This window comes from Paenibacillus sp. 05T425 (assembly GCF_056396205.1).
This window is the reverse complement of record NZ_JBFTLA010000005.1, coordinates 142902-166924: the sequence shown is the minus strand read 5'-3', so window position 1 is coordinate 166924 and position 24023 is coordinate 142902. Positions and strand designations below refer to the sequence as shown.

The following is a 24023-nucleotide window of genomic DNA, read 5'->3' as shown; positions in this document are numbered from 1 at the left end:
ATAATCACCTCTTACTCTTTAAATTTTATATAACGTCACTTCATAATCGCTAAACACTTCATCGATAATCTGCACAACAATTGACCAATCACCATTTGCAAGGCCACAGCCAATATTAAATGGCAATGCAATAGTATAACCTTGTTTACGTGCAAAGCTTTTCAATTCAATTAAACTTGACTTCAAAGCATCATAATCAGTATATCGAACATTTTGTCTTCCAAAGTTAAGCTGCCCAAACAAATTAGCAGTAGAATTCGAACCAGTTTTGACTATGTGGCATCTCCCCAACAAATCATGGGGATTGTATCTGTCGCAAAATTGCTTGTATGAGGGGTATAGATTAGGGTAGGTGTCACGAAGTGCTTTAGCGACCCCTGACCCCATTACTCCTTGACAATTAACTTGGTGTCCAATGATATTCTCTATCGCATTCAGTAAATCTCCATTAACAATCTTAACCATAATAAAACCTCCTTTATCCAGACCCGTTTTCGTTTGCATAGATATCGTTTACTGCATTCAAACTCACTTCGAGCATCATTTTTATACTTCTGGAGATCTCTTTCTGACTCCTCTTAAGATCATGAATCTCAAGATTGAAACTAGGATTTTCGATTCTGTACTTATCATGCTCAAACAACCTTTTCCAATCATGAACTTCCATATCGATGGTCATAGCTGCACTTCTAATTCTATTAGTTGCAGTTTCAAATTTATAAAGTACGAGTGAATTAATTCGATGAGCAACTTTTGCTCTAACAAGATCGTGAAATGTTGAATATCTCAAATGTTTTGAAGCAGCCCATATTGCATCAAAAGTTGATTCAATCGGTGAATTTATTGCCGAATGAAGATACAGACTCATATTTTCTAAAGTTTTTTTGTTATGCTCCATATCACTGTTCAATATTTTTAGAAAAGCGTCACTGGTTGCAGCTTCTTCAGCCAGTTGTTCTTTTAATTTTTGATTATTAGCAAGTCTTGTACCATACCATGCTCCAACAAACACGCCAACGCCACCAATTACTGCGCCTATTGATTGCCAAGCTGGATCGATTAGATACTCATAGAATGTTGACATTGGCATACCTCTTTTTCTATTAATAAGGTTAATATTCAATTCATTCTATCAGTTCGCCTCTGGTAATTTCAACCTCTTTTTGAAGACAATGAAACAGAGTTTTCATTACCTAAAATAACATATGCCACATCGCAATTAAACTTCTTTTCCAAGTTCCGTCATCTTTCAATTTGTACCCATTAACATACACTTTGCCATCTATATTAGTAATGTTATTGCCTTTTATGTAATCTGGAATATCTACTTTTTGTCCATTTTTATAAACATATCTTTCTTTACCATTAATCACAATGCCATTATTATTGCTCATTTGATACACTCACTCACCCCCTTGAAAACGAGATTTTATACGCTATAATCCTCCCACTCACTCATATCAACTTGCTCATTACATTTACCGCAATAGATAACATCTTCATAAATACCATCTAAGTGTTCTGGATCAATATCATATGTCTTACCATGCTTAGTACCGTTTTTTAAATCAATTCTTTGTTTGGCAACGACTGATACCTCTCTGTAGAAGTATCTTGACTGTCCACAACTCTTGCAAGTATATTTCACTGTCCTGAACTCCTCATGAAAGAATTATTTTAAGACCTTTAGTACTTCTTCGGATTCTTCGCTTTGCATCATTTCATCAAGAACGAATTCTAATGTTCCTGCTTCTCCATGCTTCCCCTTCTTAATAAAGCCATCATGTGTTAGAGTCAATGTAGACTTTAACTTGTTCCACATTTGTTCGTAATCCATTCTCAAACCTCCTCCCCAATAAATCACTTGTTTTATGGGTTTTGATTGTTTTTGTTTGCTCCATCAATATAACCGAAAAAAGCTTTATCTCGATGCATATCGATATCGTCTTTCCCAAACCCCATCTCTTTCCTAACTTCATTTCTTAGGTCTGTAATAATATCGAATGTTGGATTTACTAGACCTAAACCCCATGCTTTTCTAAAAAGACTGAGCAACTCTTTATTATCAATTACAGTAGTTAATGTGTTATAACAGCTTCTAACTTGCTCCATAGTGAAATCTGTCTTAACAGTTGTTGATTTTGTTGACTTGTGAGATAATATCGCATCGGTAAGATTGAGAGCCTGAAGTAGCGCTTCTCTTTTAATTTCTAATCGCACTCTATTTGCCTCGGTTTTCTTACTATATGCGTATGTTAAAATAATTCCTAGTCCCAATGCTACCGCTGCAATAATAGCTGCCCAAATTTCTGCCATATAATTTTCCTCCTAAATAAATTTTAGTATGCATCTACACATCGTCATAAAATTATCTTTTCAATGCCTTATCACTTTTCACAATTAGGGACTTTATTGCATCTGCTGCATCATAAAACCCAAGTTTATTTGCTATCAAAACTAAGTCTTCTAATTGATCCACAGTAGAGTCTTGTCTTTGGGGGCAGTTATTGAGTTTGTTAACTTCATCTTGCCAGTTAGTCTCGTGTTTTTCATCGATGATTTGAAAGCAGTCAATTTCATAATCATAATCAAACCAAATTTCTTCAATTTTGTTTTTAGGATAAAAGTTTGTTTCACTCCATTTTAGGGTAGCGTTCCCTTCTCTATCAATCCAATTAGCTTTCTCAAGCACTTTGTTTTCCGATTCAAACTGAGTAAAACCAAACGAAATCTTAATGCAGCCATTCCCATCATCTGTACTTGTTACAGCCCTAGCCATCATATCTTCATCAAAACCAGTTTCAAATTCTCTTTCTACTTTAGCATTAAAGCTCACAACTGGCTGATGATTCAGAACGATTCTATGGAACTCTTTTGCGTTCATCATACTCCCCCTTAAAATTAACCTTTCATTAATCACCAATCTTCTTCCACGAGCAATAAATTTTCTCATGCATCCATTCGTCATAATGTTCGTCGATCAACGCTTCTGCCGCTTCATCGCTCAAACCTACAAAATCGTCGTCGTCAATTTCATAGATTTCTTCTCTAGCACTACCCACGAATCCAGTGCTAACGCTAAATTTGAATTTTGCCAATTCGATCACCCTTTCACAATATTATAAGATCAATCTACAAATTTGAAGTTATCCAATATGACTTCAATTAGAGCTTCCTTGAGATTATTGTTCCGTTGATAATACTGAGCTGCCGTATTCAAATCTAAGATGTACTTTTTGTCCTCAATTTTTATCGTCCATTTTGTATTGAGGCTTTCACCCTGCTCAATAGACTTTGCTTCAATATGATATTCGGAAGCAAGTTCCTCTAACAATTGGGCTAAATTTCGACCAATCTGATTTAACAGAACTTCAAATAACTCTCGTTTTTCAACTCGATTCTGAAGTCTATTCGCGATTTCATCTTTCCATGTTTGATGCAAATGATAACCTCCATACCTGATATATCTTATTAGTCAAGACTTCCTTTTACTCTGCAAACAATTATGACAAGGCATCCATCTATACCTTTTCACAGTAGGATCTTCTAAGATTTTAGAATTATGGTGAGGTACTATTCTTTGGTTATTACATACTAAGCAAGTGCAGGCTTCACGTTTATCCTTGTCTTTTTGTCGCCACTCACAATTTTCATTTATCAACTTTTCAAGCTCAATTAACCTATTATTAGAAACTTTACAACGGGTAGGTCTTGTGACCTTTATCAAGATTAATCGACCCCCAAACAATAAAATCAGCATTTTATTTCCCCATACAACACCCTATTCATTATGTTGTATTGCCTTCGTCCTGTAGAATACCAAGTGCGTTTTTTGCACTCTCGCACAACAGCACTTGTATCCAATCCCAAAATTCTATGTCTTCGAAATCAGGAGCACTCTCAGGTGGCGTAAAATCATCATCATCATACAGGCTCAAATCAGCGCACCTTACTGCAATCTCTTGAACCTTTTTATCGTCAATTTCCATGTCCTTCCTCCTTCGATCATGAACTCACCATATTCATTGTGTTTCATCGAGCATGGATTCAAGCTCGGTTTTCTCGCGCTGTAATCTGTACATTATTTGTTCCCACATATTGCGTTCGGTTTCGGCGTTATCCAATTCCACCGCCAACTTGTCGAGACGACGTTCAATTTCAGCCCTTTTCACATGTACACCGCCTATTCATTATGTTACTAAAACGCTAATTCGCSCCGTATTACCCGATCTTGATCGTCATAATCAACCTCATATCGTTTGGTACAGGTATCACACAATAAATACTCCAAGGGATTTATTGGGTTATCCTTGCTTCTAAATTTTTTTGATATTTTCCCTCGTTTTGTGAGTTGGTGATAACGATTAACCGTAAGTTCTTTTTCATAGGTGAGTTCATCGCCACATTCGCAAACAGGTCTGCTGTAATTCATTCAATCACCTCATGTTCAAAGCTATTCTTTGAGATGTATCACACACCTCAACCTCGATTTGTTTTATCTTATCCGTTTCCGTATTGGTTATCTCACATGTGCATACAGGACAGCAAATTTCCACCTTGCCATTCTCGACTGCAAAGTGTGAATCACAAAAACCACACTCATAGACGTCCATAATTACAATCATGCTAACTCTCCTTTCAACAATCGTTCCCTATTCATAATGTTGCGTCGAACTGCTCCTCCAAATAGATAAGGACATTATCAGTATCAACACTTTTGAAGGACGTGTATCCACCTTTGCCATCGTGCCAAACCAATTCGCACTCATCCGGCATATTTTCAATTGCCTTTAACAAATCTGCTTTTGTCATTCTTATCGCTCCTTATGGGCAATTGTATTCACTCAGATACTTTACGGACTATGCTGTCGCGAATAGCATTTAGTTCCTCTTCGTCCTCCCTACCTTCCGCAGACCAATTGCCGTAATCGAATACCATTTGAAGCAAATCTAGTTCGCGACTTGTGAGGTATACCGTTTTCCCTTTTGCCATATTCATTCTCACCCTAATCATTCATATTGAGATCCCCATTGAAACTAGTCTTTCATTAGTATTCGATATTATAATCCTCATCATCAATCAGTTTTGGCTTCATATTTTCCCAAGCTGCCATTAAGGCATTATTTAAAACCTGTAACCCAACTCTCTCAACATATCGTTTAATTTCGGCTTTTCCCCTGTCCTCAGTGTTTAAACGTCTGTAAGAATACTCATCAGTAAGTATATCTTTCAGATACACTACTTTACGCTTACCTTTGGGAATCAATGCGACTCGATAAATATACAACTCGCCTTTTGAATCATTCAATCCCACTTTGACTAACGCTTTGTCACCATTATCTAATGTTTCCCTGTGTTCATATTGAAACCACATTACTTTTCACCACCTGTTCACTAGTCCTTCAATGCCAAATTGATAATTCTTTAAGAGACCCATCTTCGTTCAAGAGATAATGATGAATTGTTTTACAGTCTTGACATTCGACATAATCAGGACTTGAAAACGAGGAAACCTGCTTATTGTAAGGTTTTTTGATTAGTCGACCTTTACTAGTGAATTTATTATATGTTACATGAACCATTTCTTTATATCTCGAAATGTTTTCACTACCGCAACTTTGACATAAAGGTTTGATTATCGTTTCCACCTCCTCATAAAATAACCATTTTATCTTACTCTAAATAGCCTCGTTCTCTCTCAAGACGTCGCTTTTTTCTATATTCATTAATAGCAGCTAAACATTCATCTGTTTCCATATTCCAAAACGCTGTTTGATTATGGCCTTTCGTTAAAGAAAATATGTTGTCGATCATTTCGCCAAAACTTAGGTCATCGTACTCATTCCAACACTTAGCTAAAGCGTCAGTTATTTGGTGCAACTCTTCTGGTTCTTTCATATGTAATTCCCCCAAAAAACCGAATGTGCTACAATTTCCCTTTTGTAAGTTCATTGTAGCACACCGTCTGTTTCTCAGTCAATATTATGTATTTTTTTATAATTCATTTATTTATTCTTTATTTAAAGTCCAATCCAATTTCGCAGGACGTTCAATAAGTTGAATAAATTCAATTACATTTCCTTCGGAATCAATATAGACTGGCTTATCGTCAAAGGTGGCTTCTTTTAAACTCTTTTTCAAATCAGCCCATTTGACTTCTTCTTTTATTAGATTATCTCCAAAAATCTTAGCGAGGGCAATCAACTCAGGATCATTTTTCGCCTTATCTACTTCTTTACCATTAACCAAAATTTGATGTGCTTGATCTCTGATTGTTAAGCTGCGGTAAGGCAATTTAATTGTTTTGGTCTTTTTCTTAGACTTGTTTGCTTCTTCTTCAGCAATAATTCGTTGGTGATATGCATGTAGATGAGTCTTGAAGAATTCAATATCATTCACATGCTTTTTACTTGCTTTCTCTTTCCATTCATTTAACTTTGTTGTATATGACTCCATTCGTTCTTTATATATTTGTTCTATTTCTTCAATTTTCATTTCAATCTCATGGACTAAACCATCTGCCCATACTGCCTTACCCAGATCATTAATTCTCCATGTCTGATCCTGTTGTAGCTGATAAATCTCATCCTCTTCAAGTAACATATCCTCAATTTGCTGATTGTACGATGTCATTTATATAATTTCTCCTTTAATTTTTTTGATATTGCACTTGTTTTGTCGTCTACTTGATCTGATGTTGTTTTAGTCCATTTAGAATAAACGTACCGCAGCTATGTTCGGTTCTATAAATAATTTTCACTTTGTTGTGTTCGATTCTATTTGGTTCGTATTTTTCATTTTCAAGAAAGCAACGCCTAGCTTTTAATTCATCGTAATAAGTTTCGATTTCGGTTTCTACTTCAACACTTTGAATGTCGGAGCATTTTTGGATGTCCTTAAATAACTTTTCAGATATCCAAACCACCTTATTATTCTTACCGTAGATAGGCATGGCCTTATATTTTTTGTTCATTTCTCACCTCATATGAAATTACAATTTCATAGTATCTAAAATTACATATAGCTGTCTGAAGAATGTTTGCAAGCCACCCTTGCCAGTCTTAGCAAGTAACATAATTTGCGACTTAGATATGTCATCTAAATGCTCCCATTCAGATATCAATTGGTTCATTGCTGACAACTTTGCAAGTTTATCAAGTTCTATTTGTTCTATTTCCAACACCTTCTTTCCATTGAATTCACGATTTCAATGCCAATTTGCTTCGTAAATCTCACCAGTTATGATACTTTGTAATTTCCGATGCTTGAGATGATCCACAACTCTCAACCCATACGGTTTAAGAAGTTCCGAGTTGTAGTCATTATCTTCCCAAGGTGCAAATATTAAGTCTTCACTAGCCTTATCATAAACGTCAAACTCGTAGTTCCATGCATAGTAGATTGCTTCTGCAATGTCCTCTTTCGGTATAGTGACAAAAGCGCATTCATCAGAGTCCCATGCCATAAGTTTATAATCCATMTCATCAGACCTCTCCTAATACAATTGTCATTTTATATTCATATAAATAGATATTGCTAAAATCAGTGCTACTACATCATCAATAAGCCTTGCTGTGGCATGCCCATACATCATCTTTTCTGCAATAGTCCAGATAACTGCAACTATTACATACAACACAAAGACAAGGATCACATCAATAATCAGTTGGATCAACGCCCTTCTTCTTTTCTTCATGCATTTTCTTAAATCGCTCTGAAGCTGCGAGTTTTTGCTCATCTGATATCTCACGTTCCTTACCAGACCGAAATGACACTTGATTAAACTTCAAATCTTTAAACCAATGAGCACCGTCTAAATCGACTCTATATGGTCTAGCACCGACTTTAGATAACTTGGTAATCATAGTTTGCTGCAAGGTATAAACTGTCCATAATTTAGTTTCATCGTCACATCGAATGACTGTTTCACGCTCTGCTGAAGAATAGCTAATTCTAATCAGCTCCTTTTTTAATGGTGGGTTTTAAGGATAACTCTAGGCGATTTGGGAAATAATAATTATAAAGGCATTAGCCTATTATTCATACAATACGCTGGGAGGAACACAAATGAAAAACTATACTTCTGAATTCAACTACAATGGAAAGGAGCACAAGGCAATAATAGTGAGTAGGGATATACTTTTTAATGATGAAAAACTTTCGCAACTTGTCGCATACTTCGATAGGCCAATGTGCTTCATAATTATCCATAGTACTGGTTTTGAATATATTGGTGAAGGAACTGAATACTTTAAAAGTAATCCACCAAATAAACTTAAATGGACTCCATCAAAAGTATCATAAGCAGCCTTCGGGTTGCTTTTTTTATTTGATGATGAAATGTCGCTTTTATTTGCTCTTAATTTCATTAAAAATATCAACTAATAGTCCAATAACAAAAAAGATTATATAGTATCCAGCAATTGTAATTGATCTATTTGTTAGCTCATTAAATCCCTTTATGAAAAGTTCATCAAAATCAAACCAAGTTAAAAACCAAGCAATAATCAGCATAAATAGAAACATCTTTTATCTCCTCTCGTTCTTTAGTATCTTAAACGTCCTGAACCCTTCTTCTCTAATCTCCAGACAATTTAGTTGTCGTCCATAGGCACAAGCTCCATCGATACCTATCTTTCTATCGCCAAACCAAACGTCTGAAACTCCATGCAAATATTCAGTTGGAGTGTGGCCAAACACTACAGTCTTTTTCAGGTTCGTACCGTTCTTATAGAAACTATCTCTGATCCAATAGAAATCACTTTCAGGTTGCTTCTTCCAATCTGGATATAATGGATTAATTCCAGCATGGACAAAAATGTGTTTATCATCTTCATGAAACAATGACAGGTTTTCGAGGAAATCGATATGATCCATAAAATTTTCACTCATCAATTTCTTGGCTCTTAAGTAAACACTCCAATCAAAACCTTCATCAAATAAATCTGAACCGACATAGCTTTGAACAGTTGTGACCCCTCCATTGTTTAACCACAAACCATCTTCGCCCAACCTAAAAGCATTGACCATCATTTGATCATGATTTCCTTTTAGTGCGATCACGCCATAATCCTTCTTCAATTGCCTTACTTTATTGACTACATCCTTACTGCGTAGGCCACGATCAATGTAATCACCAAGCAAAATGAGCTTATCTTTGTCAGGATTATATTCAGCAAGTTTAAGTAAATCATCAAATTGTGCAAGGCAACCATGAATATCTGAAATAACAAGCGTCTTAATTAATACCACATACTTTCATTAATTATTTATTAAAACTTCCTATTTTACGTTTAACTGTGAACTCGTTCTCTTCCAGCAATTTAACTAGTTCTTCAGTTCTCACAACGCCATCATATGTATTATCAATCTCTTTAATCAACAAACTAAGAGCATCTTCAGCTTTACCGTTAAGAACTTTCGGCTCAGAAATCAACTTATACTTTGTAATCCCATTAGGGTACACTTTCTTCTCAATCACATAACCTAGCTGATACAATTCCTGAAGCCTTGCATTGTATCTAAGAGCCATTTCAGACAACATTACATTGGTAACTCCATCTAATCCCTTCATTCGTAAGAGATTAAGTATTTTGCTACGTTGACTCTTAGTTCTTTCTCTGGTTTCTTGATCCAATCAATCACCTCTTTTATATTGAACAGTTTTAACAATTTTGAAGCATCGTTTACCGTCTTCTTTTAGTAAAATAGTTTTATCTCGTATGAATAAACCAATCAGAATTAAAGCAATGCCAACTAGTAGCCATGTTCTCATACTGACTAACTCCTTTCGCGAATTCCGTCAATGTTATCCAAATGTATTTTACTCCCACTCAAAACGTAGTAATCAACGCCAACCTCATCCACAATTACAGTTTGAGTTTTATCTTGATGCACAAATGACACATCTACTATTTCGCCAACAACTGGTCTGTGATTCCACATTTTATATTATCCTTCCTGATATTTTATCTCTTACTAGGTAGTCAACTTAAGCAATTTATAATAATATTCTTTCTTCCAGTCAGGCCAACTTTCAATTTCTAGAAGTGCATTATTCACATGTCTATCTGCTGATTCGTCATACAAAGTAACCTTTGTCTTCCCTACTTTGACTGAATGTTTTGAATTGCATTTCGTACACACTTCGATTCCTGTTGTATGGTATGGCTCAAATACAACTGTGCTGGAACAATTCAAACAAGAAAACACGTCCTCAGCCATAATTCCCATTCAATATTCACTTCCCTTATAATAGTTCCCTTTCATGTCACACGTTTTCATATTTCTTTACATCGCACTTCCATCTACGTGCGGCACATTTACAGCACCATACATGATGTAAGTCAGCCCTCGATTTCCATTGATGAATACAGAACCATGATCTAATCCATCTTAGAAATTCCATTTTGTCCCCCAATTAAATCCGTCTTTTAATGTATATTTCTAATTTACCTCAAGAAACTTATAACCTTCATAATTTAGACTTCCGTCTTCGTTTTCAGAAAACCAACACATCATTGTTTTATCGAAAAATGGCTCGTGGTTAATATCCAAACCAACAACATAAGATTTGTCATCTTGTTCGAGTTGGGATAGTGTGCGAACGTAATCAGGATTTCGTTTTAATTTATTTAGATTGCCATCACAAAAAATCTTATTAATCAACCAATTTCACCCCATAAATCCCGTATTTCAATGACTACACCTAAATAAATTTCGTATATCATTTTCATAATTAATTTATATTGCTGTCTCTGATTGAACAACATCAGAGACTCGATTCTTAAATCTACTCTTCTAACAGCGCATCGTTCCAGTCTTCAACTGATACCCCTATACCCTTTACTTTCTTATCATTGTAAGAAATAGTAATCTTGATTTTTCCATCTTGTGATTGGCCTACCTCCATATATCTGAGGCCTTCAGAGATAGATTTGATGCTTTCGCTTTTATAAAGCATAAACAAGTTTTTTTCTTGCTCATCGTCTGACAGTCTAGACTTTCCATGCGTTACTTCTCCAATCAACTCAGAATCAGAAGGGAGATATTTTTGAGCAATTTGTATAGACTCTTCTTTAGTAAGCCCATCTTTAAAATTGCTATTACCGTCAATATCATTTTCGATTCTCACTTCAAAAACCTTATTCTTTCTATTTGGATGAAAGGAAAACGTATAGTTATCATAAATAAATACGTCTGACGCTTTTTCGTAATCATCGCCAAATATTTTTATATAGTCATCTTCGCTTTCGCCTAGTGTCGGAGGGCTTACTGCTACTCGCTCAAATAGGCTTTCGTATTTTTCATCTTGTTGTTCTTGTGGCGATTGTGGTGCTTGAGTTGATTTCGATTCGCTAGTTAGCACTTCATTTGATTCAGTGTTAGCAGTTTCGTTCGTGTTATCAGAGTCATCATTTCTTCCAAGTACCCATCCTATAATTACTAAAGCTGCAACTACTCCGATAATCATTTTCTTGTTCATCGTTTATCCCCTTGTTCTTTTTTAACAAACAAGAAAATTATATACTAAATTTCGTTATCTGGAAATGATTACAGCAAAGTAGGAGAATGAAATCTCATTATTGCTTCGCCTTTCTAAGCTCCAATGCAGTAAACGAACTAACCCTATAGCGGCCTGACAAAGTAATCATTGTACTTAAGTCTTTGAAAATTTTTATTTGTTTTACTGTTAAATCTTCAAAAGAATTTATAGCATCATGTAATCGTCGACTCTTCCATACGGTCATATTATGCGGTTCATAAATATGTATTTCTGAGAACAAAGCATCTGTATATCCATTTAATTCGCCGTCTGATTCATAGGTATCTTTCTTTGGATAGATATGAATAATCGGATCTTTAATTGTGTCAGGTATTGCTTCAATTTCGCGATATTCCTTAAATACCTTACTCAAATAGTCTACACTTTCTTGATGAAGATCAATATCGTTTAAAATTCTCATTTCCCTTTCACCTCTTGAAATTTCCATTTCAATACCCTATTATGCTCTGTATGTTTTATAAAATCCTTGATTCGGATCACCATAACTTGGACTCTTGATTTCCTCATATGTACCCTTGAATGAAACAGATACTAACTTAAGAGGATATTTTAGTTTATCAATATCATCATCGTAGCAACCAATATCAATTCCGCGATTTCTATTTTTTTGTGTATGATCGTCAATTGTTTTTAACTTCGGAAACTCGCCTTCATAATACAGTTCTTTACTTTTAGCCTCTAACTGCTCATGATTCCAAAACGCAAGTAATTCGTACATATCATATTTTGGCTTACCCTCTTCCGTTCTACCTAAATACCCATAATCTTGGTAATAATCTTTGATGAAACCACCACCATACTTTTGAGGTATTAGACATTTGAATGGTTCACCATATGCAATATTATTTACTTGTGTTAAACTATCGGCTTTTAGCCAACTAAAACTCCCCATTTTTTAAACCTTCCCCTCTCCCTAATGAAATTCCAGTTTGATTGGTTTATTTAAATTCTTGAATMATATCTCTTAATGCATCTCTATAGCCAATATTGTAGTCGCTTCTATCATGTAAATTAGTTGTAGATATCTGATTTCGAAGTTTTTTGATAATCTCATCAGATGAATATTTACTCTTAGCTGCTAAATCATCCAAATAACGATCAATTGATTTTTCTTTCAAATTATTCACCCCATAAAAGTCAAGTTTTATTACCTCTCAAATACCAGAACTTCTCTATTCCAGCACTCAAGACATTTCTTTTCATTGTCGCCATTCAAAAACTTACAACTATTCTTATCGTTCTTTTCAGGTGAGTATGGCTTTTCGTAAGGAGTATTTGATAAAATTTTAAATGCAGATGGACAATATCCTGTAGTGATATAATCTTTTGCTTTTATATCATAGTGACTTGCCATAACTTCAATTCGATCCACTTCATTTGCTTTCTCAAATACATAATCCACTAATTTCATTGTTATTCACGCCCACCCCTTGAAAGACAAAATTTATTGGATTTTCAGCCAATCCACAATCTTATTAAAAGAATTTATATCGAATACAATATTATCTGGTGTATACCACACATCCCAATCTCGATGATTTTTTGTGCTGTTACAACTCTTACAGGCAAGAAGGCAATTGTCTATGCCGTTTGATCCTKAGTTATAAGCATGGTCACGATGAAGTCTTTCACCAAAAATATATTTACTGTATTCTTCAGTCATTCCGCAGTACATACAAGAGTAATTAGCGTATTCATATAATACATTTAACTCGTTATCAGAAATTTCATGATCCTTTTCCTCGCTTCTCTTTCTATTGTATTTCTTTGATTTTTCGGGATTTTCTTTTCTCCATTTTTGGTTGTAACCAGTTAACCTTTGTTTCAATGATCTTTCACTAAGAGTTTTTAATCTCCGAGGAGATGGATTTTTACCTCTATGCGTAATCATTTCGTAATATCTCTCACTATTATCTTCTTGCCATTTCTTAGTCTTTTCTTTTGTGCATTCGATGCAATATGGATTAAAACCATCTACGCTGCTTTTGTTTCTATAATAGTATGTATCATTCATTGGCAACCACTCATTATGAATACTGCAAATTTTATAAATTGTCTTATCAATAACATTATGAGTGCCATCATACTTTTCTTGTCTCTTTTTCTGTTTTCTAGCATCTATTTCTTCTTTACTTAAACCCATTTTACTTTTCAATCACTCCCTTCATAGTGAATAAATTCCTGATTCTATTGGCTATTACTTTTTGGAGGATGATAATGAATCTCTCCTAATCCATCAAAACCATAACCAAAAGATTTTGTACCTTTATCATTTCGTTTATGCTCCATCTGTAGATGCTGAAACACTGCTTTAATCGCTTCATCTGTTACATCTGTTCTACTATCATTCATTATGTTTGGGTTACGCTTGCTAATCGTTCCTGCATAAATCCTATTCCCTAAACCACTTACCCTTAGAACTACATTTTTACTCATTCTCATCAACCTTCTTTCCACATTCAGGACAGTAATAAAATGTACAGTTATTCATGCAGCCTCTCCCAATTCCTCTTAAAAGAACGATTTTATGTTCTTTCCCATACCTCAACATGAACTTCATCAATTCTTGTGCTACTACTATTTTTAACATATTCAACAATAGAGTTTTCTTCAGACATTTGAAGTGCGACGATTGTATCACTTAAATGGTTTCTTATAATCTGATCTAATTCCAATTTACTGATTACAACTTTCATGCTTCATTTCCCCTTTAAATTGATGTTTTATTCGCCTTTATCAATCCAATAATCTGGATAGTCTCTTCTAAGAACTCTCATCCCCAACGTATGCTGTATAAGATGGATGCCTCGATGAAATTCGATTTTGTCGTTCGGATGAGATTGTTGCAACTTAATAAATCCGTTCCAAGCAGCAATAATATGATCAGCAATTTCCTTTTCTTCTATAGAAAGTCCACCAGTGCTCATTTATTTAAAGTCCTCTGAATTTTGTTTTATATTAGTGCAATCTTCATCTCGTTGCAGGAGACATTTCTTATTTAGATTCGCATTCCAATTTGCGTTTGGAATTGCTCCTTCACAGTCAAACATTTGATTACACTTTTTACACCAAATCTGATTTTCCATTGTCGTGATCTCCTCTAGTCCATGAAAGGTTGCTCTGTTTCCTCATACCACAACGGCTCTATAACTTGTAATAAATATTCTCTCAGCTCATCTAGTGTTAAGTTTCTGCTGTGATCTCTTGAATACCACTGTCCTTCGTTGTAGAAAACAACTTCTTTTCCATAGTTCCTATCAAGAATTTCCTTTATCAAGTCACATACAGCAATAATTCTTGCATAATATTTTCCTCCTTATGACATGCCTCACACAAAACTACTCCACTCTTGATAATACTCTTCGATTGCATCGCTGAATTGATTTTTAAAGGTTCTTAGTTCGCAGCAATCTCCCCAATTCAATCCTTTGTCTCGCCATTCAGTTAGCAATCCTATAAATCTTGTAACCTCTTCATCCTCCATTTATGTGCACCGCCTATCTAAACAACTTACGAATTTCATTTAACATCTCATCATCTTCAGACCTGAAAACTAGAATGTCTCCAGTTCTCAGGTGCAGCGACAACAGATCAAGCATGCTTTTAGCGTTAACTACTATGTATTCTTTGTTCAACTTATTTACCTTAACAGGTCTTTCAGCAATTGATGCGGCCTTAGTGACATCCCATAATTTTCGGAAACTCGGTTTGCTTAACTGGATCTTTAGTTCACTCATATTTATACCTTACTCAGCTTTCTTTTTCATAATGTGTTTTACAACAATATAAGCACCGAAGGCAACAACAACGTATAAAAATGAATCTGATATCTCGATAAACGTGTGTAAATATGGATGCTCAAATGCAAATTTCCATTGGAAAGCAGTTTCTAAATGGCTTGTTTGACCAAAATCACCAATCAATTTTTCTAACATGTCATAATCCTCCTCATTATCTCTTGATTACAACTCAATGAGGATATATTCTGTTGCGATTAAGAGATAATGAGTGCAGCAAATGAGTCGCTTTTGAATATTTTATATTCTTACATTTTTACGTTCTTCGAGTTCAAGTAAATAATATTTATTTGACAAGCAACCTCTTTTAATTAACTCATCAACCATCCCTATGTATGACGGCGCATTATTCAAAAATTTCACACCTTTATGTCCATCCCTACGTTCACAGAGATGTATCACATTCATTAAATGACTACTCTCCATGTCTTCAGGTTCATAAGTTGTTCCATTAGCCGAAGTCCATACAATGTTCTTCTTCGTTCTATGGTTCAGCGGATAATGTCGATCATCAACCAACTTATCTATGTATTGAGCTGAAATTTCTCCCATGCGAGTCCTCCTTTCTTTAGGTCATAAAAGATGACTTTCAAAGACTGTTAATGGATTAAGAGTTGATTCATGCCATAAGAAAAACAAGCAGCAGGATCATCATCGTAAATAGGATGTCTGTCATAAAACAACAGTGCTGCATCTACACATTCATCAACCGTAAACCCTTCTAGAAGAAAAAAGGATACTTCCTTCTTAATCAAATCATAATCAGCATCATTAATTTTGTGAGGGTACTTATCAATTAATACTTTGTATAAAGTTCTTCTCAAGATTCCACTCCATAAATTATAATTTTCATCGCCTATTTAATTCGTTTCACTTCTTCGATATGAATTGAATCACCTTCGAAGATACCGTAATCTAGCATATGTTTTGAAATTGCGATCTGCACTGCCATACTATTACGCTTATTAACTATAGCAGGCGATACGAACTCTTCATCGTTTAATCCTTCGACGGTAACACTATGTATTTTTCTTGTTACTGTTTCTTGGGTTTTCTCATCTTTATGCAATATTGACACTAGATATTGAGCCATTCAATCCCTCCTTAGAATTCAAAAGAATCCACTCTGCCCAAATTGATTCCTTCTACGTAGTGATCGTATTGGAAGTCTTTATACTTCCCAGACTCCTTGGGATTGCTGAACTTCTTACTGGTGAACTTATGTTCCTTCTGTTTAAATTGCTTTTTGTTTCGCTCGTCGGATTTCATATTTCCTCCTATACTCCAAAGAAAGTAGCAATGTCATTCCAGTCCATCATTCGATTAAATCGATCCTCGCTTTGATTATGAGAGGCATTAAACAATAATTTATTTTCACCTTTGAAGGTTTCTAGGTTGTGAGGAGCATCATCAATCAAACTATCTGCTAGACAAATGCTCTTATTTACTGCATACACAACATTCTCTCTTTTAACAAAAGGAAAATTCTTTTTGATCCAGCGAGCTTTTGCAGGAATGACTTCAGCATTTCTAGCTGCTGTAACGATGAAGACTTCATACTTTTCGGTTAACTTTTTTACCACTTCTTGAGAACCTTGAATAACAGGAAGATTCTCAAATAGGTCTGGAGTCAACATTTGATATATTTTCTTAGAACACTCTGGTTTTGTAGCTACATGCCAATCCCACATCGTTATATCAGATACTTTCAAATCATCATTATATGTATTATTATATTTCTCTACCCAAGGAGAAATTAGATCGGCTAAAACGTGGTCTTGATCAATACAAATGCGCTGCATTCTTAACCTCCGATAATGTCCTTTACATCCTCAATTGCATCTTCGATTAACCCCTGCTTATTCGTTACAATATAGTCATAATACACAAGATTATTAATCTCATCATCATAGGTCTTTAGACGTTTAAAGATATTTCCTTCTGAATCCCCTCGTTGTCTCATATTAGATTCAACAGTTTCTCTATCACAATAAATAAATATTGACACACAATTGCTATGTATTTCTTTCATTTGACGCATTCCATTTACATCACATATGAAGAACGTATCTCCACTGTTAAGCTTGGATTCATACTCTTCGCGAGTAACGCCATAATAATTGCCACCATAATTTGTGTATTCAATAAGGCCGTTGTTATTTAGGAGATTTTGAAACTGTTCGGGAGAAATAAAGATATAGTCAATACCACTTTGTTCTCCTTCTCTTGGTAGCCTAGTTGTAAATGAGACAATCTCATTATCCATGATTGAGCGCATCACTGTTGTCTTACCTGAACCTGAAGCGCCTGAAACTAGAATAAGTTTATTCTGCTGTAACAAGATTTTCACTCTCCTTATCTAATTCAATTAGGGTTAAAATCGCATATCCAGCTAAATCTTGAATAGTATCGCGAATCGATTCATCGTTTACTTGCTGCTTTGAACCGCTGATTAGATTTTCAAGCCTAAGCCACTTATCTTCCATTCTAATGAACGCCGATAAAATACCATGTTTCCTATACCTCTTGGCAAAGGCATCTCCATAATCGGCATTCTTGCGAACTAATGTTGATTTTAACTGTCCTGCTACTTCGGCTATTCGCTGATCCTGAGTTATCAATAAATTCACCTAGCTTTCTTCTCTTTTAATGACTCTAACTTCTAGTTTTCTTCTGCCGAACTCTAAAGCCTCATCAACTGTCTCCATATAGATATCCAATTTGCCAGCTTTGATTGCCCCTCCTCGGTCTTCGCATACAAAAGTGTTGTCAAAGTAAGGTATGTATAATTCCGTTCCAAATGGCATCGATTTAGGGCATGCTGCTGTGTGCATTGCTTTTGTCTTTTCTCCGCTTGCTGTAATCCCATACCCATCTTCACCTTTACGCTTCTGCGTAGATTCATACCCATTGGTGTATGCGGTAACGTTGAAAATTTCGTAGTTATTTTCATCAATCATAGTCGCTATAGCTACAGATTTAATTTTCAACTCTTTCTCAACAGTCAAACTTTCTTTGGTAGTAATATCAATATTTTCACTTTTTATTTTAATATCCTCGATTAATTGGACGGTGAAATAAGTTAATTCGTCATAAATATAGTTGTTTGCCTCTAGTTTCTCATCGATTTTAACATTTGTGAATGAAGTTAAGATAATCAATAAGAAGATAGAGAGAATGATTCTTCCCATACACTCCTCCTCGGTATTCGTTTTTGTAAAGAAGTCCCAGATAGTTGCTTGTTATGGCGAATCATCTGGGACTGTTGCGCTACTATATATTCATCTAAGGCAACGAAATATCTCTTTCAATGGGTTATTTTTTAGCCAATGTGTTAACGTAATCAAGTGCTTTTTGCAATTTTTTAATGTCTTCTACTTTAGTGTAGTTTTTCATACCAAGCACTTCCAAAAACTTATCTTCAATATCTTTTTTACTTACGTCTTCATGTAGGTTTGCAATAGCTGTTTTAATTTCTTCTTTGATAACCTCTTTGGTTTTAACATCAATCTCAACTTGCTCTTCAACCATATACTTTTTAATCTGATCTTCTTTTTCTTTCAATTGTTGTGCTTCAAGCTTATCAAGCGACGTCTTAATACCAGCTTTTTCAAGGTTGCGCTTAATGCCTTCTTTAAATCTAGCTTGAAATTTTTCCATGGCCTCTTCTTCCGTATCAAAGACTACATCATCTTCAAAGTACACTCGATTTCCTGCGACAGCATCATCAGTACCTTTGACAGTTAAAACACGTTTTAGTTCAGTTACGCCTTCTTCGATTTCAATTTTTCGACGTTCACCGTGAATGATATAATCGCAAGCTGGATAAACAATATTGGCACAACGATCTGTCATTGTTGATTTATAAACATCATAAGGTTCACCGTTTTTAGGTTTGATTTGTTTTACAGTACTATGAGTAAGATAAAGGATTGTAAATCCCATGCTGATGATGCGTTTAATTTGACGCTTAAACTCTTCATCAACTAGCCCCCAGCCTTGACCATATGGAATATCTTTTAGTTTCTTATATGCAACTTGGTCATTAATGCTCTCACGTTTTACTACATATGGCGCTGCCATTGGATATAGTTCATCTACAGTATCAATAATGATCGTTTGAACACTTGTTCCAATTTGCTCGCGGTTCTTAGCAAGCAAGTCAACAAACTTAACAAAATCACTCCAGTTATTAATATCCTTTTTATTGATAACTTGAGCCATGTATCCCTTCTCTGCTGCTAGCAGGATTGCATTTGGATAAAGCGCAGAGAACGCTGTCTTACCAAACTTCTCAGGTGCTTCAAAGATTCCTGTGTACTCAAGAAAATTTACCTTTGGAATATTTTGCTCTACTCCTAGAATACTCAAATCAAACATTTTTAACATTTCTCCCTTTTTGTTTAAAGATATTGAGAGTGATGTCGTTCAACATCACTCTTTTTTGTATTTAATATTTCATTTTCTAAAATGGCAAATCGTCCTCTTCGATTGTTACCCCACCGCTAAATCCTCCGAAATTATTTCCGCTTTCTTCAGGGAAAGGATTCGCTGTTGGAACAAAATCTTCCTCATTGTAACGCTCTTTAATTAGTGTTTTACCTTCACCACTCGTAATTTCAAGTTCTCTAATTGTCGTACCAGTTATGTATGTTTCTTGTCCTTTTGCTTGGAAACCACCAAAATCAGGAATAGAGTCTGAATTATCTTCTGCCTCTTCAGTTTCTTTTTCAACATAGATATTAATATTACCAGTTACGTTGATAGTTGACCCAAAAGGAAGGTTATCAAAACTTTCTTTTAGCTGTTTGAGTGCTGCTGTTTTTTCTGGATCTTCTTTATACTTTTCATGATTGATAAAAAACATATACGGCATTGTTTTAATGTCGCCTTTTTCTTTATAAATTACATATGTATTAACAGCAGTTTTATTGGTTTCTTCAACATAATCTGTACCCACAAACACAATGTTCTGATTAAATGAAGACTCAGGTTCAAAACCTTCTTCTTTGAAGTCGATGGCTTTAGTGGTGTGATAAATTTGCTTAATAATGTATTTCACTTGACCTTTTCCTTCGTAAACATTGAAAGAAAGCGAACCTCTAATTTGTACAGAATCTCCTTCTTTAAGATGATCTTTAATATATTTAACTGCATCAAACTGAGTCATAGAAATAACTTTATTTTTTTCTCCACCTTCTTCTTTTACAAGACCTACTTTAGAAGCCATAAAGATTTCCGCTTTGTCTTTACGTTCTTTGTACCGATCTGCCCATTTTACTGTGTATTCTTTTTTATTTTTTTTATCCGAATTGTCTACCAGTTTTACAGTATCACTTTTTGATCCCATCATCTCAACAAAGATAGATGCATTATCATTGACTTTTACAGAGAAATTCAAACGTCTCCAATCATTTCCGTTCGACTTTCCTTCACTGAAGAATTTATCGGACTGTGTTCCACCAACAATCCCTCGCAAAACAAAATTTCCGTATGTAGGCTGTAATTCACTCATTATTAAAACTACTCCTTTATTTTTATAATTTATGTATAAAAAACTTATGAATTAGGAAGCAGCAAGGTGGATCTCGACCATACTCTATGGTTCTTCACATCCTTTCAACGTTTAGTCTCTATGTCATCACTCAATTTCAAGTGTTGATTTAATTATGGTGGACTCTGTGGGGCACGATCCCACAACCTACCGCTTATGAGACGGTTGCTGCTAACCAGTTGAGCTAAGAGTCCTTACTATGAGGACGGAAGGGATTGAACCTTCCCAACGCGCCAGCGTCAATACAGGAATTGAACCTGAGCGATCCGTCGATCTTGGCATTCCAGCATCCTCATGAAATGTATGTTTTATTATATTTTATGTATTTGTGAGGTGTTTACATCCTATCAAACATTGTGATTTGTTGTCAACATTTTTTATTTATAATACCTCTGTCTGAGGTTACAACTATGATACGGTACGTCCCCACTAACTCTCCCCTTTCATTTGTGAATCAAAAGCTCAAGTGATAAGAATAACTCGAATCACTCCTTTAATTACTTCAATTTCCTCTGGTGGTAATTCAGATATTAAACAAATCCAGCTTTTATAGTTTTGGTGTTTTAATATCTCACCATATCCTTCTAACGCATTTATATCGGTAGTATATACTCGATATTCATTAGCCAATACCATCAGCCCTCTCTCAAGGCTCTTCGATTTTCCTACGTTGTCATACTTCTATACTCAATAAATCTTTCTGTGGTAATTGCTACATTATCAAGATCTCCATCAAAATAACATACCCATTCACTTATTGTTACCTCGTCTAATATCAGTCGATTTAAGTTTAAATAGATATCGGAGTTAATACTGAATCCGCAAATCAGATTAATCCATTTCATGAAATTATCCTTATTGTCTTCCCAAGTTTTCCACAGCAAATCATTCTCTTCGTATTCCGTCATCATTCTTCCTCCAAACCCTAAATGAAGTATTCAATTTCTATATTTACATTGTATTACCAACCTCCCAGAATTGGAAGCTTGATTCCAAACGCCTCATATATGTATTGACATATGACAATGAATGTGATTCGTTGTCGAACTATACACAAATAATGTCGAATCGTTATCACTTTTTGTCGAAATGTCATATTTTTTATTTTGATAATTAACTATGTTAATTTTTTTGTGAATTTCAAGCCCATCGGAGAATAAGCACCTTTCTTGCTTTCTTCTCTCTGCAAGAACAGATCAAGTTGCTTATCTTTAAACTTAGGTAGGATATTCTTGATTGCAGCGCCTGTGACTTGAATGGAATGTTCCATAGAGAAATAAACCCTGTTCATATCAGAATCATACCATTTTACCATATCCATATTTACAAGAATCCCATTGACTTGATCAAGACATTTGAACTTTTCGAAGTGTAATTCCACATAGGACAGTAAATCCATATCTAAAACTTTATATATTATTTCTTCTCCAGTTACTAAGCTTATTTTCGCATTTTTCTTAATTGGTTGTGCAATGAATAGAATGGTTTCGATGTCTACTTTAGTCCCTGTTGTTGGAGTTTGTGGACACCATAAATATCTCCCACCATCGCTTTTATTGAGCATCATTTGTGCAATATCAATTTTCTCTGAATCACTTAAAATGTTGATTTGATCCTTAATCAACTGAAGGATAGTTTCGCTTGATAATTTGAATTTATTAGACATAATTTTTTCCTCCTTCGATAAAGACTTCTTTAATTGTGGCGCGTCCCATTAAGACACGCCACATATGTACTAATTATTTGCTATTATGTATTACTTGCGTGGGTCAATGAAGAATAGGAATTTTGCAGTTGTTGCTACTGGAATAACAGAAAGAATACCAACGATTGAAGCAATAAATAGATTCTTTTTCAAATGTACACCTCCTTTATAGATTTATTTATATTCAAAATTATCTCTCTTATATGAAAAATAATATAGAATCAAACTTGAGGCCAATATAACACCACCAAAAAGCAAGAAAACGGCATTACTGTTTTTATGTAAATATAGTGCATCAAACGAGAGACCAACAGCACAGAGTAAAACAATAGAGATAAAAATAAAACCTCTTGAACTACCCTTTCTAAAACTAAATCCGAAACCACTTTTAGTTAAACCAATTACCAGAGCAATTGCACATATTGTGATAGCATTTATGGTCTGTAAGAAGTATGTTTTATGAGTAAATGAATCTGCCAAATTACTGCTATTTATGTAGTCCAAGTTCATGAAGATACCAATAATCGCTGTCTGAATAAGTCCTGAGAGTATGAATCCGATAGTAGAGATTACAAAGGTAAATGTCCATCTCTGCTTCAGAGTTAATTTCAACAGCAGCCATATAGTAGGTATCGAAATAAAAGGAGCAGGAATTACATTATAGATCTGTGATACAACTAATAAGTAAGAAATTAGTGTGGTGCTTCCAGTGAGGATGACTAACTCTTTTTTATACTGGTAAGGATAAAGACTAAACAAAGAGCAGATTAAGAAATAGATTGCAAAATATTCGAGAGAACTAAATATCATATAACCAAGGAAATCTGTTACATAAGTGATCATTGGCCTTTGCACCTCTTTATATGTATCTGATCGAAACTTAGTAAAAACCACATAATCATTACGATATCACTACAAAAGAAAGATATGGTACAGAGACCTAATGAAATAATTTTCTTTGTATAGTAGTGCTTCTTAATACTCTCAAATGGTGCAAACACTAAGTTTAGTACTAATGATACAAAAAGAAAGATGATCATATAAGCACTTGTATATTCTTCTATTACCACTGACCCAATTATAACTGATACAGTAAGAATGTAGCAAACATCAACACTGAAATGATGTCCTCTATTCCACCACCGTATGAATAAAAATGAAATGAAAGAAATAGTCAAATCCATCCATCTATTTGTAGTTATTCCGAATGCAATTAATGTAGCAAATACGGATATGTATAACAGAACAACTTTGATTTTATTTTGGATTTCATATACATCGATTTCGCTAATTTTTAATTTTTCTCTTTGAACCTCATTTAAATTTTTCCAAAGCTTATTTCCTAAAAGTATGGCCGTCCTCTTTAGTAGCATATGTTAACACTCCTTTGATGTATTAAA

The 24023-nt window shown here is 34.7% G+C and carries 52 protein-coding genes and 1 tRNA gene; 1 reads left to right on the top strand and 52 read right to left on the bottom strand.

Annotated features, from left to right (window positions below; translation table 11 throughout):
• Positions 1 to 18: 18 nt before the first annotated feature.
• The 19 genes from AC1DF0_RS12515 to AC1DF0_RS12425 form a co-directional block, all read right to left on the bottom strand.
• On the bottom strand, positions 19 to 465 hold the full coding sequence (locus tag AC1DF0_RS12515; protein WP_477574198.1) for a macro domain-containing protein: 447 nt from the start codon (positions 463 to 465) through the stop codon (positions 19 to 21).
• 13 nt (positions 466 to 478) lie between these two features.
• Positions 479 to 1084 (bottom strand): hypothetical protein, encoded by a 606-nt coding sequence (locus AC1DF0_RS12510; RefSeq protein WP_477574197.1) that lies wholly within the window; start codon positions 1082 to 1084, stop codon positions 479 to 481.
• A gap of 109 nt (positions 1085 to 1193) precedes the next feature.
• A complete protein-coding gene (locus AC1DF0_RS12505) occupies positions 1194 to 1394 on the bottom strand; it encodes a hypothetical protein (protein WP_477574389.1) in 201 nt (66 codons plus the stop codon).
• Between the two features lie 35 nt (positions 1395 to 1429).
• Complete coding sequence (locus AC1DF0_RS12500) at positions 1430 to 1648, bottom strand: hypothetical protein (protein WP_477574196.1); 219 nt, start codon at positions 1646 to 1648, stop codon at positions 1430 to 1432.
• A gap of 24 nt (positions 1649 to 1672) precedes the next feature.
• A complete protein-coding gene (locus AC1DF0_RS12495) occupies positions 1673 to 1837 on the bottom strand; it encodes a hypothetical protein (protein WP_477574195.1) in 165 nt (54 codons plus the stop codon).
• Between the two features lie 32 nt (positions 1838 to 1869).
• The gene (locus AC1DF0_RS12490; RefSeq protein WP_477574194.1) at positions 1870 to 2316 is read right to left on the bottom strand and encodes a hypothetical protein; all 447 of its coding nucleotides are present in this window, start codon (positions 2314 to 2316) and stop codon (positions 1870 to 1872) included.
• 52 nt (positions 2317 to 2368) lie between these two features.
• Complete coding sequence (locus AC1DF0_RS12485; protein ID WP_477574193.1) at positions 2369 to 2884, bottom strand: hypothetical protein; 516 nt, start codon at positions 2882 to 2884, stop codon at positions 2369 to 2371.
• Positions 2885 to 2912: 28 nt separating this feature from the next.
• The gene (locus AC1DF0_RS12480) at positions 2913 to 3098 is read right to left on the bottom strand and encodes a DUF7167 family protein (protein ID WP_477574192.1); all 186 of its coding nucleotides are present in this window, start codon (positions 3096 to 3098) and stop codon (positions 2913 to 2915) included.
• Positions 3099 to 3127: 29 nt separating this feature from the next.
• Positions 3128 to 3442 carry a hypothetical protein gene (locus AC1DF0_RS12475; protein ID WP_477574191.1) on the bottom strand — a complete coding sequence of 105 codons (315 nt, stop codon included), beginning with the start codon at positions 3440 to 3442 and terminating at the stop codon, positions 3128 to 3130.
• A gap of 346 nt (positions 3443 to 3788) precedes the next feature.
• On the bottom strand, positions 3789 to 3989 hold the full coding sequence (locus AC1DF0_RS12470; RefSeq protein ID WP_477574190.1) for a hypothetical protein: 201 nt from the start codon (positions 3987 to 3989) through the stop codon (positions 3789 to 3791).
• Between the two features lie 33 nt (positions 3990 to 4022).
• Positions 4023 to 4172, bottom strand: a complete 150-nt coding sequence (locus AC1DF0_RS12465; RefSeq protein WP_477574189.1) for a hypothetical protein — start codon at positions 4170 to 4172, stop codon at positions 4023 to 4025.
• Positions 4173 to 4656: 484 nt separating this feature from the next.
• Positions 4657 to 4812: a hypothetical protein gene (locus AC1DF0_RS12460; RefSeq protein WP_477574188.1), complete on the bottom strand. Its 156-nt coding sequence runs from the start codon at positions 4810 to 4812 to the stop codon at positions 4657 to 4659.
• Positions 4813 to 4840: 28 nt separating this feature from the next.
• The gene (locus AC1DF0_RS12455) at positions 4841 to 4993 is read right to left on the bottom strand and encodes a hypothetical protein (RefSeq protein WP_477574187.1); all 153 of its coding nucleotides are present in this window, start codon (positions 4991 to 4993) and stop codon (positions 4841 to 4843) included.
• Between the two features lie 55 nt (positions 4994 to 5048).
• Positions 5049 to 5375: a hypothetical protein gene (locus AC1DF0_RS12450; protein ID WP_477574186.1), complete on the bottom strand. Its 327-nt coding sequence runs from the start codon at positions 5373 to 5375 to the stop codon at positions 5049 to 5051.
• A gap of 299 nt (positions 5376 to 5674) precedes the next feature.
• The gene (locus AC1DF0_RS12445; RefSeq protein WP_477574185.1) at positions 5675 to 5899 is read right to left on the bottom strand and encodes a hypothetical protein; all 225 of its coding nucleotides are present in this window, start codon (positions 5897 to 5899) and stop codon (positions 5675 to 5677) included.
• A gap of 111 nt (positions 5900 to 6010) precedes the next feature.
• On the bottom strand, positions 6011 to 6634 hold the full coding sequence (locus AC1DF0_RS12440) for a host-nuclease inhibitor Gam family protein (RefSeq protein WP_477574184.1): 624 nt from the start codon (positions 6632 to 6634) through the stop codon (positions 6011 to 6013).
• Positions 6635 to 6683: 49 nt separating this feature from the next.
• A complete protein-coding gene (locus AC1DF0_RS12435) occupies positions 6684 to 6974 on the bottom strand; it encodes a hypothetical protein (RefSeq protein ID WP_477574183.1) in 291 nt (96 codons plus the stop codon).
• A 234-nt stretch (positions 6975 to 7208) separates the two neighbouring features.
• Complete coding sequence (locus tag AC1DF0_RS12430; protein ID WP_477574182.1) at positions 7209 to 7481, bottom strand: hypothetical protein; 273 nt, start codon at positions 7479 to 7481, stop codon at positions 7209 to 7211.
• A gap of 27 nt (positions 7482 to 7508) precedes the next feature.
• Positions 7509 to 7739: a hypothetical protein gene (locus AC1DF0_RS12425; protein WP_477574181.1), complete on the bottom strand. Its 231-nt coding sequence runs from the start codon at positions 7737 to 7739 to the stop codon at positions 7509 to 7511.
• 329 nt (positions 7740 to 8068) lie between these two features.
• Between AC1DF0_RS12425 and AC1DF0_RS12420 the strand changes: the two genes are divergently transcribed.
• Positions 8069 to 8305 (top strand): hypothetical protein, encoded by a 237-nt coding sequence (locus AC1DF0_RS12420; protein WP_477574180.1) that lies wholly within the window; start codon positions 8069 to 8071, stop codon positions 8303 to 8305.
• Positions 8306 to 8350: 45 nt separating this feature from the next.
• On the opposite strand, the gene AC1DF0_RS12415 is transcribed toward AC1DF0_RS12420, so the two are convergent.
• The 33 genes from AC1DF0_RS12415 to AC1DF0_RS12255 all read right to left on the bottom strand — a co-directional run bounded on the left by AC1DF0_RS12415 (position 8351) and on the right by AC1DF0_RS12255 (position 23996).
• Positions 8351 to 8527: a hypothetical protein gene (locus AC1DF0_RS12415; protein WP_477574179.1), complete on the bottom strand. Its 177-nt coding sequence runs from the start codon at positions 8525 to 8527 to the stop codon at positions 8351 to 8353.
• 3 nt (positions 8528 to 8530) lie between these two features.
• Entirely contained in the window at positions 8531 to 9253 is a 723-nt protein-coding gene (locus AC1DF0_RS12410) for a metallophosphoesterase family protein (RefSeq protein WP_477574178.1), read from the bottom strand.
• Between the two features lie 13 nt (positions 9254 to 9266).
• Positions 9267 to 9638, bottom strand: a complete 372-nt coding sequence (locus AC1DF0_RS12405; RefSeq protein WP_477574177.1) for a hypothetical protein — start codon at positions 9636 to 9638, stop codon at positions 9267 to 9269.
• Positions 9639 to 9776 (bottom strand): hypothetical protein, encoded by a 138-nt coding sequence (locus tag AC1DF0_RS12400; RefSeq protein ID WP_477574176.1) that lies wholly within the window; start codon positions 9774 to 9776, stop codon positions 9639 to 9641. It lies immediately after the preceding gene.
• Between the two features lie 671 nt (positions 9777 to 10447).
• A complete protein-coding gene (locus tag AC1DF0_RS12395; RefSeq protein ID WP_477574175.1) occupies positions 10448 to 10669 on the bottom strand; it encodes a hypothetical protein in 222 nt (73 codons plus the stop codon).
• A 124-nt stretch (positions 10670 to 10793) separates the two neighbouring features.
• A complete protein-coding gene (locus tag AC1DF0_RS12390; RefSeq protein ID WP_477574174.1) occupies positions 10794 to 11486 on the bottom strand; it encodes a hypothetical protein in 693 nt (230 codons plus the stop codon).
• Positions 11487 to 11583: 97 nt separating this feature from the next.
• A complete protein-coding gene (locus AC1DF0_RS12385; RefSeq protein WP_477574173.1) occupies positions 11584 to 11967 on the bottom strand; it encodes a hypothetical protein in 384 nt (127 codons plus the stop codon).
• A gap of 39 nt (positions 11968 to 12006) precedes the next feature.
• A complete protein-coding gene (locus AC1DF0_RS12380; protein ID WP_477574172.1) occupies positions 12007 to 12459 on the bottom strand; it encodes a hypothetical protein in 453 nt (150 codons plus the stop codon).
• Positions 12460 to 12505: 46 nt separating this feature from the next.
• The gene (locus AC1DF0_RS12375) at positions 12506 to 12685 is read right to left on the bottom strand and encodes a hypothetical protein (RefSeq protein ID WP_477574171.1); all 180 of its coding nucleotides are present in this window, start codon (positions 12683 to 12685) and stop codon (positions 12506 to 12508) included.
• Between the two features lie 29 nt (positions 12686 to 12714).
• Entirely contained in the window at positions 12715 to 12978 is a 264-nt protein-coding gene (locus tag AC1DF0_RS12370; RefSeq protein WP_477574170.1) for a hypothetical protein, read from the bottom strand.
• Between the two features lie 33 nt (positions 12979 to 13011).
• Complete coding sequence (locus AC1DF0_RS12365; protein WP_477574169.1) at positions 13012 to 13722, bottom strand: HNH endonuclease; 711 nt, start codon at positions 13720 to 13722, stop codon at positions 13012 to 13014.
• A gap of 32 nt (positions 13723 to 13754) precedes the next feature.
• The gene (locus AC1DF0_RS12360) at positions 13755 to 14003 is read right to left on the bottom strand and encodes a DUF7446 family protein (protein ID WP_477574168.1); all 249 of its coding nucleotides are present in this window, start codon (positions 14001 to 14003) and stop codon (positions 13755 to 13757) included.
• A gap of 89 nt (positions 14004 to 14092) precedes the next feature.
• Positions 14093 to 14263, bottom strand: coding sequence for a hypothetical protein (locus tag AC1DF0_RS12355; protein ID WP_477574167.1), 171 nt, complete (start codon positions 14261 to 14263; stop codon positions 14093 to 14095).
• A 27-nt stretch (positions 14264 to 14290) separates the two neighbouring features.
• Complete coding sequence (locus tag AC1DF0_RS12350; RefSeq protein ID WP_477574166.1) at positions 14291 to 14494, bottom strand: hypothetical protein; 204 nt, start codon at positions 14492 to 14494, stop codon at positions 14291 to 14293.
• On the bottom strand, positions 14495 to 14653 hold the full coding sequence (locus AC1DF0_RS12345) for a hypothetical protein (protein ID WP_477574165.1): 159 nt from the start codon (positions 14651 to 14653) through the stop codon (positions 14495 to 14497).
• Positions 14654 to 14895: 242 nt separating this feature from the next.
• Positions 14896 to 15051, bottom strand: a complete 156-nt coding sequence (locus AC1DF0_RS12340; protein WP_477574164.1) for a hypothetical protein — start codon at positions 15049 to 15051, stop codon at positions 14896 to 14898.
• A 13-nt stretch (positions 15052 to 15064) separates the two neighbouring features.
• A complete protein-coding gene (locus AC1DF0_RS12335) occupies positions 15065 to 15304 on the bottom strand; it encodes an HPr family phosphocarrier protein (protein WP_477574163.1) in 240 nt (79 codons plus the stop codon).
• 9 nt (positions 15305 to 15313) lie between these two features.
• Positions 15314 to 15502, bottom strand: a complete 189-nt coding sequence (locus AC1DF0_RS12330) for a hypothetical protein (protein WP_477574162.1) — start codon at positions 15500 to 15502, stop codon at positions 15314 to 15316.
• Between the two features lie 102 nt (positions 15503 to 15604).
• Entirely contained in the window at positions 15605 to 15916 is a 312-nt protein-coding gene (locus tag AC1DF0_RS12325; RefSeq protein ID WP_477574161.1) for a hypothetical protein, read from the bottom strand.
• Between the two features lie 47 nt (positions 15917 to 15963).
• Positions 15964 to 16188: a hypothetical protein gene (locus AC1DF0_RS12320; RefSeq protein WP_477574160.1), complete on the bottom strand. Its 225-nt coding sequence runs from the start codon at positions 16186 to 16188 to the stop codon at positions 15964 to 15966.
• A gap of 32 nt (positions 16189 to 16220) precedes the next feature.
• On the bottom strand, positions 16221 to 16457 hold the full coding sequence (locus AC1DF0_RS12315; RefSeq protein ID WP_477574159.1) for a hypothetical protein: 237 nt from the start codon (positions 16455 to 16457) through the stop codon (positions 16221 to 16223).
• A gap of 11 nt (positions 16458 to 16468) precedes the next feature.
• Complete coding sequence (locus AC1DF0_RS12310; protein ID WP_477574158.1) at positions 16469 to 16633, bottom strand: hypothetical protein; 165 nt, start codon at positions 16631 to 16633, stop codon at positions 16469 to 16471.
• A gap of 8 nt (positions 16634 to 16641) precedes the next feature.
• Positions 16642 to 17166, bottom strand: coding sequence for a 5' nucleotidase, NT5C type (locus AC1DF0_RS12305; RefSeq protein WP_477574157.1), 525 nt, complete (start codon positions 17164 to 17166; stop codon positions 16642 to 16644).
• Positions 17167 to 17168: 2 nt separating this feature from the next.
• Positions 17169 to 17705, bottom strand: a complete 537-nt coding sequence (locus AC1DF0_RS12300; protein ID WP_477574156.1) for a guanylate kinase — start codon at positions 17703 to 17705, stop codon at positions 17169 to 17171.
• Complete coding sequence (locus AC1DF0_RS12295; protein WP_477574155.1) at positions 17689 to 17994, bottom strand: nucleotide modification associated domain-containing protein; 306 nt, start codon at positions 17992 to 17994, stop codon at positions 17689 to 17691. The genes AC1DF0_RS12300 and AC1DF0_RS12295 overlap by 17 nt, the downstream gene beginning before the upstream one ends.
• The gene (locus tag AC1DF0_RS12290; RefSeq protein ID WP_477574154.1) at positions 17995 to 18555 is read right to left on the bottom strand and encodes a 3D domain-containing protein; all 561 of its coding nucleotides are present in this window, start codon (positions 18553 to 18555) and stop codon (positions 17995 to 17997) included.
• Positions 18556 to 18679: 124 nt separating this feature from the next.
• Positions 18680 to 19744 (bottom strand): ATP-binding protein, encoded by a 1065-nt coding sequence (locus AC1DF0_RS12285; protein WP_477574153.1) that lies wholly within the window; start codon positions 19742 to 19744, stop codon positions 18680 to 18682.
• A gap of 85 nt (positions 19745 to 19829) precedes the next feature.
• Positions 19830 to 20879, bottom strand: a complete 1050-nt coding sequence (locus AC1DF0_RS12280) for a hypothetical protein (RefSeq protein WP_477574152.1) — start codon at positions 20877 to 20879, stop codon at positions 19830 to 19832.
• A 155-nt stretch (positions 20880 to 21034) separates the two neighbouring features.
• Positions 21035 to 21112: transfer RNA gene (locus AC1DF0_RS12275), tRNA-Ile, on the bottom strand.
• A gap of 268 nt (positions 21113 to 21380) precedes the next feature.
• Positions 21381 to 21548 (bottom strand): hypothetical protein, encoded by a 168-nt coding sequence (locus AC1DF0_RS12270; protein WP_477574151.1) that lies wholly within the window; start codon positions 21546 to 21548, stop codon positions 21381 to 21383.
• Positions 21549 to 22035: 487 nt separating this feature from the next.
• Positions 22036 to 22584, bottom strand: a complete 549-nt coding sequence (locus AC1DF0_RS12265) for a hypothetical protein (RefSeq protein ID WP_477574150.1) — start codon at positions 22582 to 22584, stop codon at positions 22036 to 22038.
• A 213-nt stretch (positions 22585 to 22797) separates the two neighbouring features.
• Positions 22798 to 23466 (bottom strand): hypothetical protein, encoded by a 669-nt coding sequence (locus AC1DF0_RS12260; protein ID WP_477574149.1) that lies wholly within the window; start codon positions 23464 to 23466, stop codon positions 22798 to 22800.
• Positions 23463 to 23996: an accessory gene regulator B family protein gene (locus AC1DF0_RS12255; protein WP_477574148.1), complete on the bottom strand. Its 534-nt coding sequence runs from the start codon at positions 23994 to 23996 to the stop codon at positions 23463 to 23465. Before AC1DF0_RS12255 ends, AC1DF0_RS12260 begins: the two co-directional genes overlap by 4 nt.
• Positions 23997 to 24023: the final 27 nt, after the last annotated feature.